This is a genomic window from Treponema sp. HNW, from assembly GCF_050320395.1.
Classification (GTDB): domain Bacteria; phylum Spirochaetota; class Spirochaetia; order Treponematales; family Treponemataceae; genus Treponema_C.
On the sequence record NZ_CP144459.1, the window covers coordinates 2486200 to 2505131 of the forward strand.

Consider the following 18932-nt stretch of genomic DNA (forward strand, 5'->3'; position numbering starts at 1 on the left):
ACAAGAATCCGCAAAAACAAACCGGGGAATACTATGACTGATGTAAATACAAGTGCGCCGCATAAAGCTTTATTGGCGCGTTATAAAAAGTTTTCGGCAAAAATCGTATTGTTTAATATGCTCTTGCTTGCCGGAATTTTTGTAATGGTTATCGTAAGCGTCAATGCGGGCTCGGCCCGGTTAAGCGTGCCCGAAATTTTAAAAGCCCTTGTGCACAGGGGAACCGAAGAAGCTCAAGTGATTATTTGGAAAATAAGGCTTCCCAGAATTCTTGCGGCGATTATCGCGGGGGCGGGTCTTTCGGCAGCCGGCTGTATTATGCAAAACAATTTACGCAATCCGCTGGCTTCCCCTTCAACACTGGGCATTACGTCGGCGGCCGCCTTCGGCGCAAATGTCGCAATCATCGTGCTGGGAGCGGGCAGCATTCAAAGCTCCACCGCCGACACGGTATATATTACAAACCCCTATATCGTAACGCTGAGCGCCTTTATATGCGCCATAGGGGCGGGCCTCATTGTTATAGCGTTGGCAAAGATAAAGGGATTCCGTGCGGACGTTATCGTGTTGGCCGGCGTATCGGTCAGTTCCCTGTTCGGCGCGGGTATTACCTTTTTGCAGTTTTTTTCGCACGACCAAAAAATCGCGTCCGCCGTCTTTTGGACGTTCGGCAATTTGGCGCGTATCGCATGGAAAGAAATGTGGCTTTTGGCAGCGGTAACGGCGGTTTCCATTGTCTACTTTATGCTTAAAAGCTGGGATTACAACGCCTTTAATGTAGGAGAAGATTCGGCTGCGGGCTTGGGAGTTAACGTAAAGGCCGTACGCTTCGGCGGTATGCTTTTTTCTTCGGTGGTTACTGCGACGGCGGTTTCGTTTTTGGGCATTATAAGCTTTGTCGGCCTTATAGGCCCGCAGATAACGCGTATGCTTATCGGAAGCGACCACCGCTATCTTATTCCCGGCTCGGCCCTCATGGGCGCCCTTATTTTGCTTTCGGCCGACACGGTTGCAAGGACAATTATCGCGCCGGTAATTCTTCCGGTCGGAGTTATTACCTCGTTTTTAGGCGCACCCCTATTTTTGTATATCTTACTGCGTGAAGATAAATATTCAGGAGGAAAAGAATGAAAAAACGGAGTATCATTTTTTCAGCTTTTTTAGCGGTACTGCTCGTATTGACGGGCTGTACAAAAAAGAACGATGCCGGACAAAGCGCATCGGCTCAAAAAACGGGCGGTAAAATCGAAATTACCGATATGGTCGGCCGCAGCGTCGTTTTGGACGGCTATGCTCAAACCTCCCTGGCGGAAGAGCCTGCAACCCTGCGTTTATACGTTTACGTTGCGGGTACCGAAAAGCTTATCGGCGTATCCGAGCGGGAAGCAAAGGGAGCGGCCGGAAGACCCTACGCTTTGGCAAATCCCGAACTGCAAAAAATGCAGGTTTTCGGCGGCAATTATTCGATTCAAAACTTTGAACAGGTATTGGTTGCAAAGCCGGACGTATTTTTTGTGTATCCCGACGAGGTCGCCGCAATCAACCGCATTCAGGAGCAGTGCAATGTTCCGGTTGTCGCCCTCGATTACGGAACGGGCGTTATCTTTGACCCTAAAGTTTATAAGTCGATTGAATTAATCGGTAAATGTATCGGAAAAGAACAGCGGGCAAAAGAAGTTGTGGACTTTATGGAAGCCTGCAAAAAAGATTTGAACGACAGAACAAAGGACATTCCGGATTCGCAAAAGCTTACGGTGTATGCGGGCGGCCTTGCATGGAACGGTCCCCACGGCATAGAGGGCACGCGCGAAAATTATCCCCTCTTTGAAGCCGTAAATGCGGTAAACGTCGTTACGGGTATCAACAAAGACGGCATGGTAATGGTGGATAAGGAAAAACTGCTTGAATGGAATCCCGACATTATCTTTATCGATTTGACGAGTATTCACCTTATTCAGGAAGATTACAACAAAAACAAAGCCTATTATAAATCGCTTAAAGCATTTAAAGAAGGCCGCGTGTACGCACAGCTTCCCTTTGTCTGGTGCAACGAAAACATCGACACCGCCATTGCCGACGCATACTTTATCGGAAAAAAGATTTATCCGGATAAATTCAAAGATGTGGATCCTGCCAAAAAGGCGGACGAAATATACAAGTTCCTTGTCGGAAAAGAACTCTACAACGAATTCGCCCCGACCGTGTACGGCGGTTTCCAAGACATCACGCTCGACGCCTTGGATAAAAACACATACTTAAAAGAAAAAAAATAACCGAAGGTTTAAAGCAAGCAGCTGAAATGACGCCGCTTGCTTTAATTTAGATTCGCCTGTATAAATCCGTTGCGGCGAATCTCGGTCATTTTATGTGCTTTCTTACTTGCGTTACGAAAGCACGAATAAAACAGCTTCCAAAGCTCATACTTTGTTCAGCTGTTTTATTTTAAGGAAGGTTTATAAAAACCGCTGATTGTTAAAACGACGAATTGCCGGTTTAAAAAGAATAAAAGCGGAGGCATCGAAATGTCTCCGCTTTTTGAACAGCCCTTTTTATCCTTTCAATTCATATGATTTTAAATCCCTAAAAAGACTGACGACAATCAAAATGATAATAATTCCCAAGGGAAAAGCCGCTATAATGGACAGGCTTTGTAATTGATTTAAATCGGTTCCCACTAAAATAAGGGCGGCAGGCAGCACGATAAACACAATTGCCCAAAATGCCCGCAGCCCCTTTTTCGGTTCGGCGTTTTTTGCAAGGTCGGTTTGCGAATAAGAGGCGATAACCAGGGTAATGGCGTCGAAGGTGCTTGAATAAAAGGCTATCATTGTAATTATTAAAATGCCGAAAATCAATTTTGAATAGGGAATTGTCTTAAGAATGTTTATAATAACGTCCGCAGGGGCCGCATTTTGAAGCGCATCGGCCGCATTGTACATTTCGTGAACCTGCAAGTGCAAACCGTAATTACCCAATATCATAAAAGAACAATAGGTGCCGGCAATACCGCACAAAAGACCGCCTATAACGGTGTTTTTAATCGTTCTGCCTTCCGAAATCGTTCCGATAAAAAAAGGTGTTGCAACGAACCACGCAATCCAATAAGCCCAATAAAAAATAGTCCAGTTTTGCGGAAACCCTGAACCTTCGGCACCCGAAATTCTGAGGGGGTCCATCCATGTAGACATGGAAAAGAAATTTTGGAGCACCTTTCCCAAGCCGCTTATACTTGTTTCTATAATGTAAATTTTCGGAGATGCTATAAAAACGGAAATTAAAAGAACGGAAAACGATATAACCGAAATTTTGGCAAGCTGCGAGATTCCTTTTATACCCAGCAAAACGGCGGCGGTATATACTGCGGCGATAATCAATAAAATGCCGAGCGTTAAGAATTTACTTTCGGGTATACCGAATAAATGCGACACCGCCGAAGACAAGAGGGGGGTTGCCAACGAAAAGGTTGTCGCCGTTCCGGCAAGCAAGCCGACAACGGAAAATACGTCAATCAATTTACCGGGAAACCCGTCTATTTTATTGCCGAAAATAGACCTGCAGCTTTCGGACAGCTTTTGCTTTGTCCTTCCGCGCACATGGAGCATAAAGCCGAAGGCGACCGCCGGTACGATATAAAAGGCCCAGGGTGTTATCCCCCAGTGGAAAAGCGGATAAGCCGATGCCCAATCCTGTTTTTCGGCCAGGCTTAAGCCCGTCATACCGAAGGGACTTTCGTTAAAATAGTATGCCCACTCGATAAGCGACCAGTATAAAATATCGGCCGCCATCGTTGAAGTAAAAATCATCGAACCCCATTCGAAATCGGAATAGCGCGGTTTTTCGCCCCCGCCCAATTTTATGGAACCGTATTTTGAAAATGCAAGTCCTATGGCGGTAAACACCAAACCCAAGCCGAGCAGTATATAAAAAAAGCCGAGTTTATTGACGAACACATACCATAACGTATCGACGACTTTCATGGAAGCATTCGGAAAACGCAAAAGCAAAGCCGCAATTAAAATAATGACCGCAAGCGGCACGACGGTAATCAATCGGTCGATTTTTCCCTTTTGCTCAAACCTGTTTTTTTTACTGCTCATAATTTGTCCGCCTCTATTATCTCTTTTACTTTTTTATAATAATCTTTTGCATAACGGTACATTTTAAGTCCGTATTCGTCAAAGCTTATTCCCAAGGCTTGTTTATAGCATGTCCACAATGCCCATAAAAATCCGGAAAGAGCCGTATAAGAATAAATCCGTATGCGCTCTTGAGTACTCGGTTCTCTTTCAAAATACAAGCGCATAAGATGTTCCAGCTGCGCATTGTCGTAATAGGCGTAAATTGCAAACATGGCTATGTCGGCAAGGGGGTCGCACATACCCGCATATTCCCAGTCTATAAGCTTAACCGTTTCGTCCCGTATGATAAGGTTGTCGGGAATCAAGTCTATATGAGTTAAACACCGTTCTTTAGGTATCGAATCGAGCATATCCAACAGTTCATCCATCCTTGCGCGGACTTCACGGTAATCATTATAAAAAATGCCGTTTTTTTTCTCGGTCAGCTTTTCATACCAGCCAATGCGCTCTCTAAAGTCAAACGAATGAGGAACGGTTAAGCCTGAACTATGCAGCTGCCGTGCCGCCTGCATACACAGCCTAAGATCGTGTTCGCTATGGGCATCGGCATTATGACAGCCTTCAACGAATTTACTGATTTTTACCCCGGAGGCCGGATCAAAATAGATAATCGTATCGCTTAAGTTTAAAGGTGCAACGGTTTTATAAACCTCGTATTCTTCTTTGCGGCTAATTAAATCTTCCGTTCCCTCTCCGGGAATTCTGAAAATATAATTTTCCTTTTCTATTCGAAACAAAAATGATTTATTGGTCATGCCGAATTTAAGCGGTTTCAGATGTGTAATACAGCGTTCGTCTTTTTTAAATATCTTTGCAATGAGCTCAAGCCATTTATTATGCGATGCCTCCAAATAGGAAGGGTCGAATAAGCGTATTTCATCAAGCGATTCGAATTCGTATACCTGATTGTCTTTTTGCTTATGCGCGAACATAGTTAAGTTTTTTATATTCCGCATATATACGTCTTCCCAATACCAGTCGTCGCTGTCATCGCGTTTATATGCTGTTTCTATAAGCGGTTTTATTTTTTTCGAAAACCCTTTTGAAAAATATACAGGACCGTACATAACCCAGCTGTCTTTTCCGCCCACTTTAACTCCGGTTATTTTATCGTTTAAACCGGTTTTTAAAACCCATTCGCCTGTTTTACCCTTCATTTTAACCGCCGAATACCATGAATCATATTCATGGGAACGGTACATATTTTCTCTAAGCCAATTGTCGCTGGATAAAATGTAGGTGTTTTTTAATTCATGCCGTACATGATAGAGGGTTGAAAGATTGTTTTTTGTTTTAAAGTCGGGGTTATACACCAGCTTTACACCGTATTTATCAATAAGATATTCAAAGCTTTCTTTTAAATATCCGACAACAACAATTATATCATGTATGCCGGCTTCTTTGAGCTGCCTGATTTGACGCTCTATCATACGTTCGCCGAACACTTCCAAAAGCCCCTTGGGCGTAGTATAGCACAGAGGAACAAAGCGCGAACCGAAACCCGCCGCCATAATAACGGCATTGTCAACCTTACACGCGTTAAATTCGGACAAGGCTTTTTTAGTAGGCGTTTTTTTCCCGTTTCCGCTTTCGGATAAAAAGCCGTCATTTTTCATAGCGGCTGCAACCTTATTCACATATGCCGCCGATATGTTTAAAGCCTCGGCAATTTCGCGCTGAGATGCATCCTGCTTTTTAAGTAAAAATTCTATTATCTGAAAATATTTTTTGTTCATAACGTTAAGGAGTATAACCGATATCATGTTCACTGTCTATACCATTTTTACAAAAGAGTGAACACCCTGTAGCGGTTGAACCGGTTAAGGAAAAGGATCGGTGACAGCGGCAAAAGCTATCTTGCGTAATAAGATACAAAACGTTATAATAGTAAGAATTAAATTATGTATACGAGGACACACACATGAATGAACGCTGTTTTGTTATGTTAAAGCCGGGAGCAATAAACCGGCGAATTGTCGGCGAAGTTATAAGCCGGCTTGAACGAAAGGGATTAAACTTAAGCGCAGCCAAGATGATGAAAATCGGGCCGGAGCTGGCAAAGCAGCATTATGCCGAGCATGCAAAAAAATCCTTTTTTAAGGATTTGGTTACCTACGTTACATCGGCACCCGTTTTGGCAATGGTTTGGGAGGGAGATAACTGCATTGCTTTAATCCGTAAGCTTGTCGGCGCGACAAATCCGGCCGATGCGGTTCCCGGAACCATCAGGGGCGATTTTTGTATTCACACGGGCTTGAACATCATACATGCATCCGACAGCCCCAAAAGCGGAGAACGTGAATGCGCTTTGTTTTTCAAACCCGAAGAAATTATTTCATGGCATGACGAATACACGGATAAATGGATATAGCAAAAAAGGCGGCAGAGTAGAAGCATGAACGGAAAAACCATAGGCGTTATAGGAGCCGGGGCTTGGGGAACCGCGATGGCGCAAAGCCTTTCGTCGGGCGGCCACGATGTCGAATTATGGGCGCTTGAAGCGGACGTTGTACACGATATAAATACGCAGCATGAAAATAAACGCTATCTCAAGAACATCCCCCTGTCGCCGAGGCTGCGCGCCGTTTCGGATATAAAAGAAGCCGCTTCAAACAAAGATTTTTTAATTCTTTCGTCTCCTTCTTTATATCTTGCCCGTACCGTTGCGCAAATTGTCGATATACCGTCAATCGTCAACGGTTCAACCTGTATCGGCGTTTTAACCAAGGGCCTTATACCGACCGATACGGGACCGAAGCTCATACTCGACGTACTGGAAACGGTCCTGCCTTTTGCATACCGTAAAAACCTTGTATATATTTCAGGCCCCAGCCATGCCGAAGAAGTCGCCGCGGGAAAATTGACCGGCCTGATTGCCGCAAGCGAAAATCCGAAAAACTCAATACGTTTTCGGGAATTGATGAAAGTACCCGGCCTGATGGTGTTTTCGAGTTTGGATGTTGTCGGCGTACAAATATGCGCCGCCGCAAAAAACGTTATCGCCGTTATTTTCGGCTGTCTTGATGCAATAGCGGAACAGTCGAATATGTTCGGCGATAATACCGAAGCCCTCCTCCTTGCCGCAGGCTTAAACGAAATTCAAACCCTCGGTTTTGCCCTCGGTGCAACCCATGCCGAAACCTTTACATCAATAGCGGGCGTCGGCGACCTGGAAGTAACCTGCCGCTCAACATACGGGCGAAACCGCAGGTTCGGACGCGATATTATTCAAAAAAACATACTCGATTCTTTTAAAAACCTGGATGACTGTATTGAACGCATCGGTGAAATCGGCTATCTTCCCGAAGGAGCGGTTGCGTGTAAATACATACAGGAAATAAGCCGCAAACTGAGCATTAAACTGCCCATTTGCAGCGGCTTATACCGAATTCTGAATAAAGAGATAAAACCTTTGGATTTTCTCATCGAATTATTGAGGTAAACAATGCTTGAAAAAATAACGGATACGTTCAGCGGAATTATCCGCACCATCGGCGGAAAATCCGTCATAACCGAAAAAAATATTGAAGAGACGGTTGAATCGATTAAAACCGCTTTGCTTGAAGCCGACGTAAACCTTCGTGTTGTGCGCCGCTTTGTAAACAGTACCATAGAAGAAGCAAAGGGCGAAAAAGTACTGCGTGCGGTTAATCCCGGCCAGCAGTTTATAAAAATCGTACACGATAAAATCACCGCCTTACTCGGCGACGCAAAAACCGACTTGCATTTAAAAGGCCCCGACACTCAATCCGTTATTTTGTTTTCCGGCTTACAGGGTTCGGGAAAAACGACTTCGGCGGTAAAACTTGCGGCCAAATTAAAAAAAGAGGGCCGTAAGCCCCTTCTCGCAGCCTGTGACCTTGTCCGGCCGGCCGCCATACAGCAGTTATGCATTACCGCCGACAAAGCGGGTATTCCCGTTTACAAAGAGGATATTGCCCTCCCCGGTACGCCTAAGGATTCTTTGCGGATTGCAAAAGAAGCTAAAAAATTTGCGGCAAAAAACGGGTATGATACCCTCATTATAGATACCGCCGGCCGCCTGCAGCTTGACGAAGTGATGATGGACGAAATTGCGGATATCAAAAAAGCACTGACTCCCGATGAAACGGTTTTGGTTGCCGATTCCATGACCGGTCAAAATGCGGTCGATATTGCAAAAACATTTGACGAGCGTCTCGGCTTAACCGGTATTATATTAACGAAATTCGACTCGGATACCAGAGGCGGTGCGGCCCTTTCGCTCAAAAGCGTAACCGGAAAACCCATTTTATTTATCGGTACGGGAGAAAAAATAGAAGATTTCGAAGTTTTTCATCCGGAGCGTATAGCCGGCCGTATTTTAGGTATGGGAGACGTCGTATCGCTCGTTGAAAAAGCTCAGGAAACGATAGATATAAAAGAAGCCGAGCGCCTTCAAAAAAAGATGGCTTCCAACGAATTCAGTCTTGAAGATATGCTTGAACAGCTGCGGCAAGTACAAAAAATGGGGCCCATAGAGTCCCTGATGGAAATGATGCCCGGTTTTTCCGGCCAAATCAATCCTCAGGATATCGATACAAGCGGCCTTAAAACTCAGGAAGCGATTATCTGTTCGATGACGAAAAAAGAGCGGGCAAATCATTTGATTATCGGCCCGTCACGGCGGAAACGTATTGCCCGCGGCTCGGGCACCTCCGTTGCAGAGGTAAACCGCCTCATCAAACAGTTTGAAAAAACACGGCTCATGATGAAAAAAATGACTAAAAACAAGGGCATGCAGGCAAAGATGATGCGGCAATTCGGCGCTTTCTGACCGGATACTCTTCAGCACCGCACGGGGAACAGGGCTGTCTGAAAACCGAGGTTTTCGGGCAGTCCCTTTACTTTTCGGAAAAACCGTGTTATTATAGCGCAGGAGGTGCATTAAAGCATACCTGCAAACTATGATACGGGAACTTTTGGCACAAAACATAAAAAAACACCGCAAACGCTCAGGCTTAACTCAAAAACGCTTTGCCGAGCTGTGCGGCGTGTCATCCAGCCTTGTCGCCCACATAGAAACGCAAAGCTGTACACCGTCCATAGCTTTTTTGGAAAAAGCCTGCGGTGTTTTAAAAATACATCCGAAGCGCTTATTTGAATCATGATAAGCCGATTTCTGAAGAACCGAAGAAGAGCCGACCTATTGACACAATCGGCCTTTTAGTGTAGATTATATCTACTTTCCCCTGTAGCTCAGTCGGCAGAGCAACAGACTGTTAATCTGTGGGTCCGCAGTTCAAGCCTGCGCGGGGGAGCTATTAAAAGCCCTTTTTACAAAAAGCCGTCTCAGTCCGTTTACTTGCGGTAAAAAGACGGCTTTTTTTATATCCGGACCTTTTCCGTCATGCTTCTTGTACCGAATTAATTTTTCCTGTAAGAATTCGCTTGACAAATTTAAAAACTTAGGTTAACGTTAACCTATGGCAGCAACGCTTTCTTCGCTGGCAAAAGAGACGGGCTTTTCGGTGAACACCGTATCGCGTGTTTTGCGGGGCGACAAAAACATCAGCGCTAAAACGACTCAGCTTATAAAAAAAGCCGCCGAAGAAATGGAATATATTCCGAATTACATTGCAGGCAGTATGCGCCGTAAAGAAACCAAAACAATCGGAGTTATTTCGGCCGATTCTTCCAACCCCTTTTTTGCCGAAATCATTTTGGGTATAGAAGAAACCGCAAAAAAACAGGGCTATCATATTTTGCTGATGAATACCGAAGAAAACCCGGAAAACGAATGCGCAGCTCTTAAAATTCTGCAAGCCCGCCAAGTTGACGGCCTTATCAGCATGCCCGTATATAACGATGAGCATGTAATGGCCCTGTACGAAAAATTTCCCCATCCCTATCTGTTTGCAGGCAGAAAAGTACTCGGTTTGGAAAAACACGCTATCTTATTCGATGACGCCCGTACAACCCATGATTTAACGCAGCGTTTTATAAAAAAGGGACACCGCCGTATTTTATATATAACCGGACCTGCCATGGTAAGCAATACCTTTGACCGCTTATACGGTTATGTATACGCATGCATCAAACACAATCTGCCGATAAACCGCTCGTATATAATAAAAAGCGGCGGCCATATTAAAGACGGTTACAAGGCGGTCGACAAGGCACTAAAAAAAGGTCTTGAGTTTACGGCGGTTATCTGCTTTAACGACCTTGTTGCCGCCGGTGTTCTTCGCGCTTTAAATGAACAAAAAATACGCGTCCCCGAAAAAATAGAAGTTGCAGGCTGCGACAATTTGGACATTGCAAAGTATTTGACACCCGCTTTAAGTACCCTCGAAGTGCCGAAACACCGTCTGGGAGAAAAAGCGGTATTGGAATTGATAGAGCATATAAAAGACAAAGATCGTCCGTATAAAACGATATATTTAAAAACCCGTATGATGTTCAGGGAATCGACCCTGAATGACTAGGATGCCTGTTGTAAAAGAACCCTTTTACAACTGAAACCGCACGGCGGTTATAAAAAAAATTATCAGGAGGAAGGCATGAAAAAACATTTGAAAAAGTCGGCAGTGATACTGCTGGCTGCAGTTTTCGCGGCAAGTATGGTATTTGCGGGCGGAACCAAGGACGCGGCAAAAAAAGGGCCGGTTGAAATCAGCTTTTGGTCATTATTTACCGGCGGAGACGGAGAATTTTTCGACGCAATGGTTGCCGAATTCAACCGGAGCCAAAGCGACATAGTTCTAAAAACCGATACCGCAAAGTTCTCGGACTATTATACGAAACTTACAACCGCTTTAACAAGTAAAAACGCACCCGATGTAGTGGTTGTACACCGCGACAGTATGCTCCCCTACGTTAAAAGCGGCGTTTTGTATCCGCTCGATGAGGCCTTAAAGGAAATGAATGCGCCCGTAAGCGACTTTGTAAAAGCCGCAGCCGATGCATGTAAATTCAACGGCAAACAGTATTCACTGCCCTTGGACGTACACCCGCTCATTATGTATTGCAACAAAGACTTGCTCGCAAAAGCCGGAGTTACCAAGATTCCGCAAAGCTATGATGAACTCGTTGCAGCTGCCAAAAAGGTGCAGGAAAAAACCGGAGCAATCGGAATCGCAATCGACAATACGACGGCCGTATACAAAGCCTACACCTTAACCAGAATTTTTATTTCCGGCATGGGACAGGGCGGCGGAAAGGTTATCGACAGCGAAAAAAACAAAACGGCCTTTAATACGGCACACGGCAAAAAGGTTGCACAGGATCTTATTGATTTGGCAAACAGGCACGGGGTTGTACCCAAAGCCTACGATTATGACTCTTCGGTAGGGGATTTCAAAGCGGGAAAAGCCGCTTTCCATATCAACGGCGTATGGGCAACCGGCGGATTTGAACAGCAAAAAGGTCTTAACTTCGAAGCGGTTCCCTTCCCCGCACTCTGGGGAAAACCCGGCGCATGGGCAGGGTCTCACACCCTTGCAATTCCCGTACAAAAGAAGATGGATCCCGTAAAGGTTAAAGCGGCGCTGACCTTTATTTTGTGGATGACCGAACACGGTGAAATGTGGGCAAAAGCGGGCCACATTCCTACCCGCCTTTCCGTACGCAATAAGCCCGAATTCAAGGCTATGCCTTACAGACCCGGTTACGTAATGGCCGCGGACTCGGTTATTCCGGCACCTAATACTCCCGCATGGGAAGAAGTATACGGCAATATGTCGGATATGCTCGAATATGCTCTTGCAAACAATCAAAATGCAGGCGATGCAATTCAAGCTATGGACAAAAAAGTAACGGAAATATTGGCTACGTACTGAAAATAATCGGTTACGTATAATCTTTGCTCGACGGGCTGTCTGAAACGCTGCGGCCTTTTGGACAGCCCTTTTTTGGAGAACAACAGTGATACCCGGGAATTCGGATACCAGAGACGGAGTGCTTTTTTGCCTGCCCTTTACGGCGGCCTTTATTATTTTTCTTGTATTTCCGATCATATTCGGTTTTTTTATCAGTTTTTTTCGCTGGGATATTTTGTCCAGCCGTCAATGGATCGGATTAGGTAACTATATACGGATGTTTTCGGACAAAACCTTTTACACGTCTTTATGGCATACCCTGTTTTTTGTCCTTGTCTCGACTCCGCTTTTGCTTATCATCGGCTTTTTAATGGCTTTGTTTGTAACCTCGCGTTCGGTGCTTAACGGTACCGCGGAAAACGTATTCTTTTTGCCCTATATTCTTTCAATAACCGTTATTGCCACCTTGTGGGCATGGCTTTTTCAGCGCAGTTACGGCTTATTTAACAGAATTATCGTTTATTTAGGCGGTACTCCTGTCAATTGGCTTACATCGTCGGATACGGCAATGTGGTCAATCGTTATAGCGACCCTGTGGTGGACGGCAGGTTTTAATATGGTCCTTTTTTCTGCCGGCATTAAACAAATTTCATCGGATATTTATGAGGCCGCACGCATAGACGGAGCCTCGTACGCACAAACGGTTTTTAAAATCACAATACCGCTTATACGTCCGACAACCGTTTTGTGTTTGGTGTTGCAGGTAATCGCATCTTTTAATATTTTCGGTCAGGTATACGTTATGACCGGCGGCGGCCCCTACGGTTCCACCCGCGTATTGGTACAGTATATTTACGAAACCGGGTTTAACTACTTTAAAATGGGTTATTCATCCGCTATGGCCTATATTTTATTTCTTATTATTATGATTATCTCGATAATACAGTACAAGCTGTTATCAAAGGAAGATATATGAAAAAAAGCATATTGAATTTTTTTATGGCGGCGGTTTTACTTGCATGGTTTTTTCCGCTTTTTTGGCTTGTACTGACGTCTTTAAAACAGGAAAATCAAATTATAAGCGGCGAATCCTTACTGCACGGAAGTTTTACGCTTGCAAATTATATAAAGGCTTTTTCCGCAACCGAAATTTTTGCATGGCTTAAAAACTCTTTTTTAATTTCTTTTTTCACTATGGCCGGTACGGTTATACTTGACTTGCCGATTGCCTATGCTTTGGCGCGCATTCACTTTAAAGGCCGCAATATTTTGTTTTGGTTTATTATGGCAAGCATGATGATTCCTTTTCAAGTATTGATTATTCCGCTGTATTTGCAGTTTAACAGCTACGGCCTTTTGAATACGCTTTCCGCTGTTGTACTTCCGCGCCTGGTATTTCCGGTAGGAATCTTTATTATAAAGCAATTTTATGAAGGAGTTCCTGCAGCCCTTGAGGAAGCGGCCTTTATAGACGGGGCAAACCGCTTTACCGTTTTTACATCGATTATGGTGCCGCTGGGGAAATCCGCAATCGTAACAACCCTTATTATATCTTTTATAAACGCATGGAACGATTTTTTATGGCCCTTGATTGTCATAAGCGATACGGTAAAATATCCTGTAACCGTCGGTATCGCAAATTTTCAGGGAACGCACGGCACCGAATACGCTTTAATTATGGCCGGCGCCTTTATCGCTTCGGTTCCCCAGTTTATTTTTTACGCAATTTTCCGCAAACAGATAATAGCGGGCCTTATTACAACGGGTATAAAGGGATAGCCCATGGACATCAAGGTAAAAAGCTCCGCATCGGGCACTCTGCAGGTCTACCGGGGACAAAAAAAGATATTTGAAATTAAAAACAGGCTCGCCGCTCCGGGAGATTCAATCCGGGTTTCGGAAACACGGATTGAAGGCGGCATAGCCGGCTCCGTGTTTTGCGGCTGCATACAGACAACCGCCGTAAAACCTCTTTCGCCCGACTATTTTAAGATAGAGCATACATGGACTTTTACCTCGGGCGGAGAAAAAAATATATCGAGCGTCATATCCCTTCCCGCCGAAAAAGCCGAACTTTTTATTCCCTCGGTACTTTTTAAAAAAAATGAAAAAGGTACGGGCTGCTTTTACAAGGGAGGCATTGAACAAAAATTCACTTTATATGAAGACAGAACTCCCCTTCCCGGCTGTACGGTTCTTGCGGACACAAAAAGAGTGATTATAAGCTGCCTTGACAATCCTTCAAAGGCATTCGATAAGGGGGCCTCCGTAAGCAGCTTCACAAAGGGGAAAAAGGCCGTATGCGCTTTTTACTATCCGGGAAATGAAACGCCCTTTTCATATCAGGGAAAAACGCGGACGGTTTCTCCGGCCCGTAAAAAATCCTATGTACGGATTCCTGAATGTTCCGAAACTAAGCCCTATGTCATAAAGCGCAGCAGATACCTGTATATCGGAGCATATAAAACGGAGCAAAGTTCCGCTCAAGGGATTGATTATAATGCCGTCTTCGATATATACCGCGATTTTATTGAAACGCATACCGCCCATACACATAAAAAAGATATTACGGAAAACGTACAACATCTTTTTGATTGGGATAACTGGTTTACATTAAAAAAAAGGCACCTTCTTTTTTTAACTGAAACCCCGCACGAATCCGCCTCTCTTGCATATATAAAAATGGGAAAAGAAAACGGGGCGATTCAGGATGTATATGAATTTACGGGGGCTTCTTTTTTAATAAAAAGTATTGAAGCCGCCTTTGTTTTTTCCGAAACGGGAGACCCCGCATTGGCGGAAAAAATAGGGAACTTTTTTTTGCAAGCCGAGAATCCGCCCTTTTCGGGCATATTCAAAGATAATCATAATTTAAAAACGGGTGAATGGGGCGGTTATTTGGGAATTGCCGAAGATAAAACCTACGGCCGCTCCGTAAACGCCCGGTGCAACGGAGAGGCTATGACTTCGTATATCCGTTTATATGAAAGCCTTTTAAAACAGGGTATTAAACGTGATGACTTTATAGCACTTGCCAAAAGAGTCGCTTTTTTTTATGTAAAACATCAATTAAAAAACGGCAGTTTCGGCCGCTGGTGGTCTGCAGAAGGAAGGGTTGTCAATAAAGACGGAACAAACGGTGCATATATCGTATCTTTACTTATAATGCTTTTACCCTACTGTACCGATGAAGAAGCGGGGAAATGCAGCGAGGCGCTTAAAAAGGCGGCCGTATACTATACACGTTTAATCGACAAAGCCGATTTTTACGGCGACACCCTCGATGCCGATGCATGCGACAAAGAGTCTGCCGTTATTTTGCTGCGTATAAGTCTCGACCTCTACACATATACGGGAGACAAGGCGTACATACAAAGCGCACGCAAAGCAGCCAATTTTATATTAACATGGACATGGTTTTATAACGTCCGTTTTCCTCCGGCAAGTCCTCTGGGCAAGGTGCGATTTTTGACGGCCGGCATGACATCGGTTTCAACCGCACACCATCACCTCGATTTTTACGGTATGTATATCGCACGCGATTTTTTCCGTTTATCCCGGGTTTTGGATGAAAAAGACGGTGATTTTTACGATAAAAGCGCGCGCCTCATGATGAATGCCTGCCGTCAGCTTATCGCATGCGAAAAAATGTGCCTGGGCAAAAGTTCCGCCCTCGAAGGCTGGCAGCCCGAGCAGATAAATCATACCGTATGGGATTACTTTGACCGCAGCGACAGGCAAAAAGGATTTTTCGACGTATGTATTGCATGGGTACCGGTTTTAACACTGGGAGCATATCTAAGCATAAAATCGGAATTCCCCGAAAAATTGGTATAAAGAATTGATATAAAAAAACTGCAGGGCAGCCTAAAAGTTCTCTTTTTCGGCACAGCCCGCAGTTCTCATCATTTCAGATCGGACTGCCCAAAAGCAACCGCTTTTGAAGCAAACCTATTCAAACATGCTCAATATTCTCGGTTTTTTCGTTTAACGGCAGTACGTGCCTTTTCGACGATATGTGAAACGGTAAGACCGAAGCGTTCTTCAAGATAATCCTGCGGGCCTACCTCGCCGAATGTATCTTCAACGGCAACGTACTCAATCGGGAAAGGCCTGTGTTTTGCCATGGCATCGGTACAGGCACTGTATAAGCCGCCGATTTTATTATGGTTTTCCGCGGTTACCACAGCTCCCGTTTTTTTGGCATACGAAACCAATAAATCTTCATCGAGGGGCTTTATCGTAAACATATCGATAACGGCAGCGGATATGCCTTCCTTTGCCAACACTTCGGCAGCTTCAAGCGCTTTTGCCGTCATAATACCGCAGGCAACAAGGGTAATATCTTTTCCGTCGCGCAATACGATTCCCTTTCCCAGTTCAAACTTTTGAGAATCGGCGTATACCTTCGGTGAAGTTTTTCTTCCTACACGCAGATATTTTATACCGTGAATATCCTTGCACTGCTCAAGAACGCTTTCAAGCATAGCCGTATCCGTAATATCGAAAACCATGCTGTTCGGAATAGCGCGGTACAAAGCAACGTCCTCAAAGGGCATATGGGTACCCCCGTTAAAGGTTGCACATACGCCCGGATCCGTACCGATAACCGTTACCGAATTACCGGCATATCCTCCGGATAAAAATATTTGGTCGAAACAGCGGCGCGACGCAAAGGGGCCGAAGGTATGCATAATCGGCTTAAATCCGGCCGCGGATAAACCGGATGCAACTCCGGCCATATTGGCTTCGGCAATACCGCAGTTCACCGCCCGTTCCGGATGTTCTTTTGCCCATTTGGCGGTTCCGATTGTATTCATTAAATCCGCATCCAAATAGATAACATCCGTATCCTGTGCCGCCAGATGCGGAATTAATTGACTTAACACATCTTTAAAAGCCCTGTCTTTTTCTCCGTTATATACAATATTCATATACAGCTCCGTAAAATCGTTAATCGGCAAACGCGGCCAATTCACTGTGCAATTGCGTAAGCCAGCTGTCATACACTTCCGTGCTCATAGCCATACTGTGATTAGCCATAGCTTCTTCGGCTTCCTTGACGCCTTTGCCTTTAACCGTATCCAAAATAAGAGCCAAGGGCTTTCCGCGGCGCTTTTTTGTCAGTGCCGCATACAGGGCTTCTATATCATGGCCGTCAACGGAAAGCGCCTCAAAGCCGAATGCTTCGAATTTTCCGGTTAAGGGCGGACCGGGAAGTATATCCGCAGTATATCCGTCAAGCTGTTTTTTATTGTCATCAATCATCCACACAAGATTGGTCAGTTTTTTTGCAGCACAAAACATAGCGGCTTCCCATACCTGCCCTTCGTTGATTTCACCGTCGCCGACGATTAAAAACAGGTTATTCTTACGTCCTTTAAGCATATCGCCGAGTGCCATTCCTGCCGCTAAGGACGTTCCCTGTCCTAAAGAACCGGTAGTCATATCGATACCGCGCGTTTTAAGCCGGTCGCAGTGGCTGGGCAGATTTGTATCCGGCTGATTAAGCGTTTTCAACTCTTCATAGGGAAAAAATCCCTTTAAAGCAAGCGCTGCGTATACGGCAGGGCCCGCATGACCTTTTGAGCAAATCAGCTTGTCGCGGTCGGGTTTTGCGGGGTCGGCAGGGTCTACATTCATAACCGAACCGTATAAAACCGCCAGCACATCGGCGATACTTAACGAACCGCCGACATGTCCGAAGCCGCGCGCTTTAAACTGCTCTATGGCACCGATACGAATTTGTAAAGCGAATTTTTTTATGCGCTCTATCTCTTTTTTTTCAAGCAAACAGGACCTCCGTTATATACGCGCCACTCCGCTTTTTTTGGCGGCTTCGCGCACGGCAGCGGCGACCGCATCGGCAACCCGTTCGTCAAAGGCGGCCGGAATAATGTATTCGGGATTCAAATCATTGTCGGAAATAAGATCCGCAAGAGCATAGGCGGCGGCGATTTTCATTTCGTCGTTTATATCGCTTGCACGAACGTCGAAGGTTCCGCGGAATATGCCGGGAAAAGCAAGAACGTTGTTGATTTGATTCGGGAAATCGCTTCTTCCGGTTGCAACAACGGCCGCACCGCCTTTTTTCGCTTCATCGGGGAAGATTTCGGGGGTGGGGTTTGCACAGGCAAATACAATCGGATCCTTATTCATGGTTTTTACCATCTCAGGCGTTACGGTTCCCGGGGCGCTGACTCCGATAAACACATCGGCACCGGCAAGAACATCGGCAAGGCTGCCGTGTTTTTTTTCTTTGTTCGTAATTTTGGCCATTTCTTCTTTTATCCAGTTCATGCCGTCGGTACGTCCTTCGTAAATGGCACCTTTGCGGTCGCACAGGATAACGTTTTTAAAGCCGCAGGATAACAAAAGTTTTGTTATCGATACGGCGGCCGCTCCCGCTCCGTTTACAACAACACGCACCTCTTCTTTCTTTTTGCCGACAATTTTAACGGCATTTAAAAGACCTGCAAGAGTTACAACGGCCGTTCCGTGCTGGTCGTCGTGAAAAATGGGGATATCGCATGTTTCTTTCAGTTTGCGTTCGATTTCAAAGCAGCGCGGAGCCGCAATATCTTCAAGGTTTACGCCGCCGAAACTGCCGGAAATCAGGCGAATCGTATTGACGATTTCGTCCACATCCTTGCTTTTTATACACAGAGGAAAGGCGTCCACTCCGCCGAATGCTTTAAACAAAACGCATTTTCCTTCCATAACGGGCATTCCGGCTTCAGGGCCTATATCGCCCAAGCCCAAAACGGCCGTACCGTCGGTTACTACAAGACAAAGATTGTGGCGGCGGGTTAACTCATAGCTTTTGTTTACGTCTTTTTGAATTTCCAAACAAGGCTGGGCAACTCCCGGCGTATAGGCCAAGGATAAATCCTCTTTTGTTCCTACCGGAACTTTTACCGTAACTTCAATCTTGCCCTTCCATTCCCCGTGGCGGCGTAATGATTCCTGTGCGTAATCCATAGTGTTCTCCTAATAATAAAGATTAATAGCGCTC

Annotated in this window: 16 protein-coding genes and 1 tRNA gene; 12 read left to right on the forward strand and 5 right to left on the reverse strand. The window is 45.1% G+C overall.

Features of this window, described 5'->3' with window-relative positions; translation table 11 throughout:
* Positions 1-33 precede the first annotated feature (33 nt).
* A complete protein-coding gene (locus V1L52_RS11775) occupies positions 34-1131 on the forward strand; it encodes a FecCD family ABC transporter permease (protein WP_428769908.1) in 1098 nt (365 codons plus the stop codon).
* On the forward strand, positions 1128-2273 hold the full coding sequence (locus V1L52_RS11780) for an iron ABC transporter substrate-binding protein (protein ID WP_428769910.1): 1146 nt from the start codon (positions 1128-1130) through the stop codon (positions 2271-2273). Before V1L52_RS11775 ends, V1L52_RS11780 begins: the two co-directional genes overlap by 4 nt.
* 276 nt (positions 2274-2549) lie before the next feature.
* Here V1L52_RS11780 and V1L52_RS11785 read toward each other — a convergent pair whose 3' ends face one another.
* Positions 2550-4097: a BCCT family transporter gene (locus tag V1L52_RS11785; protein WP_428769912.1), complete on the reverse strand. Its 1548-nt coding sequence runs from the start codon at positions 4095-4097 to the stop codon at positions 2550-2552.
* Complete coding sequence (locus V1L52_RS11790) at positions 4094-5875, reverse strand: phosphotransferase (RefSeq protein ID WP_428769914.1); 1782 nt, start codon at positions 5873-5875, stop codon at positions 4094-4096. Before V1L52_RS11790 ends, V1L52_RS11785 begins: the two co-directional genes overlap by 4 nt.
* A gap of 185 nt (positions 5876-6060) precedes the next feature.
* Here V1L52_RS11790 and ndk point away from each other — a divergent pair, with 185 nt between their 5' ends.
* The 10 genes from ndk (at position 6061) to V1L52_RS11840 (ending at position 15754) form a co-directional block, all read left to right on the forward strand.
* Complete coding sequence (gene ndk, locus V1L52_RS11795; RefSeq protein ID WP_428769916.1) at positions 6061-6510, forward strand: nucleoside-diphosphate kinase; 450 nt, start codon at positions 6061-6063, stop codon at positions 6508-6510.
* A 24-nt stretch (positions 6511-6534) separates the two neighbouring features.
* The gene (locus tag V1L52_RS11800; RefSeq protein WP_428769918.1) at positions 6535-7581 is read left to right on the forward strand and encodes an NAD(P)H-dependent glycerol-3-phosphate dehydrogenase; all 1047 of its coding nucleotides are present in this window, start codon (positions 6535-6537) and stop codon (positions 7579-7581) included.
* Between the two features lie 3 nt (positions 7582-7584).
* Positions 7585-8934, forward strand: a complete 1350-nt coding sequence (gene ffh, locus V1L52_RS11805) for a signal recognition particle protein (protein WP_428769920.1) — start codon at positions 7585-7587, stop codon at positions 8932-8934.
* A gap of 130 nt (positions 8935-9064) precedes the next feature.
* Complete coding sequence (locus tag V1L52_RS11810; protein ID WP_428769922.1) at positions 9065-9268, forward strand: helix-turn-helix domain-containing protein; 204 nt, start codon at positions 9065-9067, stop codon at positions 9266-9268.
* 77 nt (positions 9269-9345) lie between these two features.
* Positions 9346-9418: transfer RNA gene (locus tag V1L52_RS11815), tRNA-Asn, on the forward strand.
* A gap of 165 nt (positions 9419-9583) precedes the next feature.
* Positions 9584-10585: a LacI family DNA-binding transcriptional regulator gene (locus V1L52_RS11820; protein WP_428769924.1), complete on the forward strand. Its 1002-nt coding sequence runs from the start codon at positions 9584-9586 to the stop codon at positions 10583-10585.
* A 75-nt stretch (positions 10586-10660) separates the two neighbouring features.
* On the forward strand, positions 10661-11938 hold the full coding sequence (locus V1L52_RS11825; protein ID WP_428769926.1) for an ABC transporter substrate-binding protein: 1278 nt from the start codon (positions 10661-10663) through the stop codon (positions 11936-11938).
* Between the two features lie 85 nt (positions 11939-12023).
* Complete coding sequence (locus tag V1L52_RS11830) at positions 12024-12893, forward strand: carbohydrate ABC transporter permease (RefSeq protein WP_428769928.1); 870 nt, start codon at positions 12024-12026, stop codon at positions 12891-12893.
* Positions 12890-13696 (forward strand): carbohydrate ABC transporter permease, encoded by an 807-nt coding sequence (locus V1L52_RS11835; protein WP_428769930.1) that lies wholly within the window; start codon positions 12890-12892, stop codon positions 13694-13696. Before V1L52_RS11830 ends, V1L52_RS11835 begins: the two co-directional genes overlap by 4 nt.
* Before the next feature lie 3 nt (positions 13697-13699).
* Positions 13700-15754: a hypothetical protein gene (locus V1L52_RS11840; RefSeq protein ID WP_428769932.1), complete on the forward strand. Its 2055-nt coding sequence runs from the start codon at positions 13700-13702 to the stop codon at positions 15752-15754.
* A 128-nt stretch (positions 15755-15882) separates the two neighbouring features.
* Here V1L52_RS11840 and V1L52_RS11845 read toward each other — a convergent pair whose 3' ends face one another.
* The 3 genes from V1L52_RS11845 to V1L52_RS11855 are packed head-to-tail and all read right to left on the reverse strand — an operon-like array spanning position 15883 to position 18898.
* Positions 15883-16851: a transketolase family protein gene (locus V1L52_RS11845; protein ID WP_428769934.1), complete on the reverse strand. Its 969-nt coding sequence runs from the start codon at positions 16849-16851 to the stop codon at positions 15883-15885.
* Positions 16852-16870: 19 nt separating this feature from the next.
* A complete protein-coding gene (locus V1L52_RS11850; RefSeq protein ID WP_428769936.1) occupies positions 16871-17710 on the reverse strand; it encodes a transketolase in 840 nt (279 codons plus the stop codon).
* Between the two features lie 12 nt (positions 17711-17722).
* Positions 17723-18898, reverse strand: coding sequence for an NAD(P)-dependent malic enzyme (locus V1L52_RS11855; protein WP_428769938.1), 1176 nt, complete (start codon positions 18896-18898; stop codon positions 17723-17725).
* Positions 18899-18932: the final 34 nt, after the last annotated feature.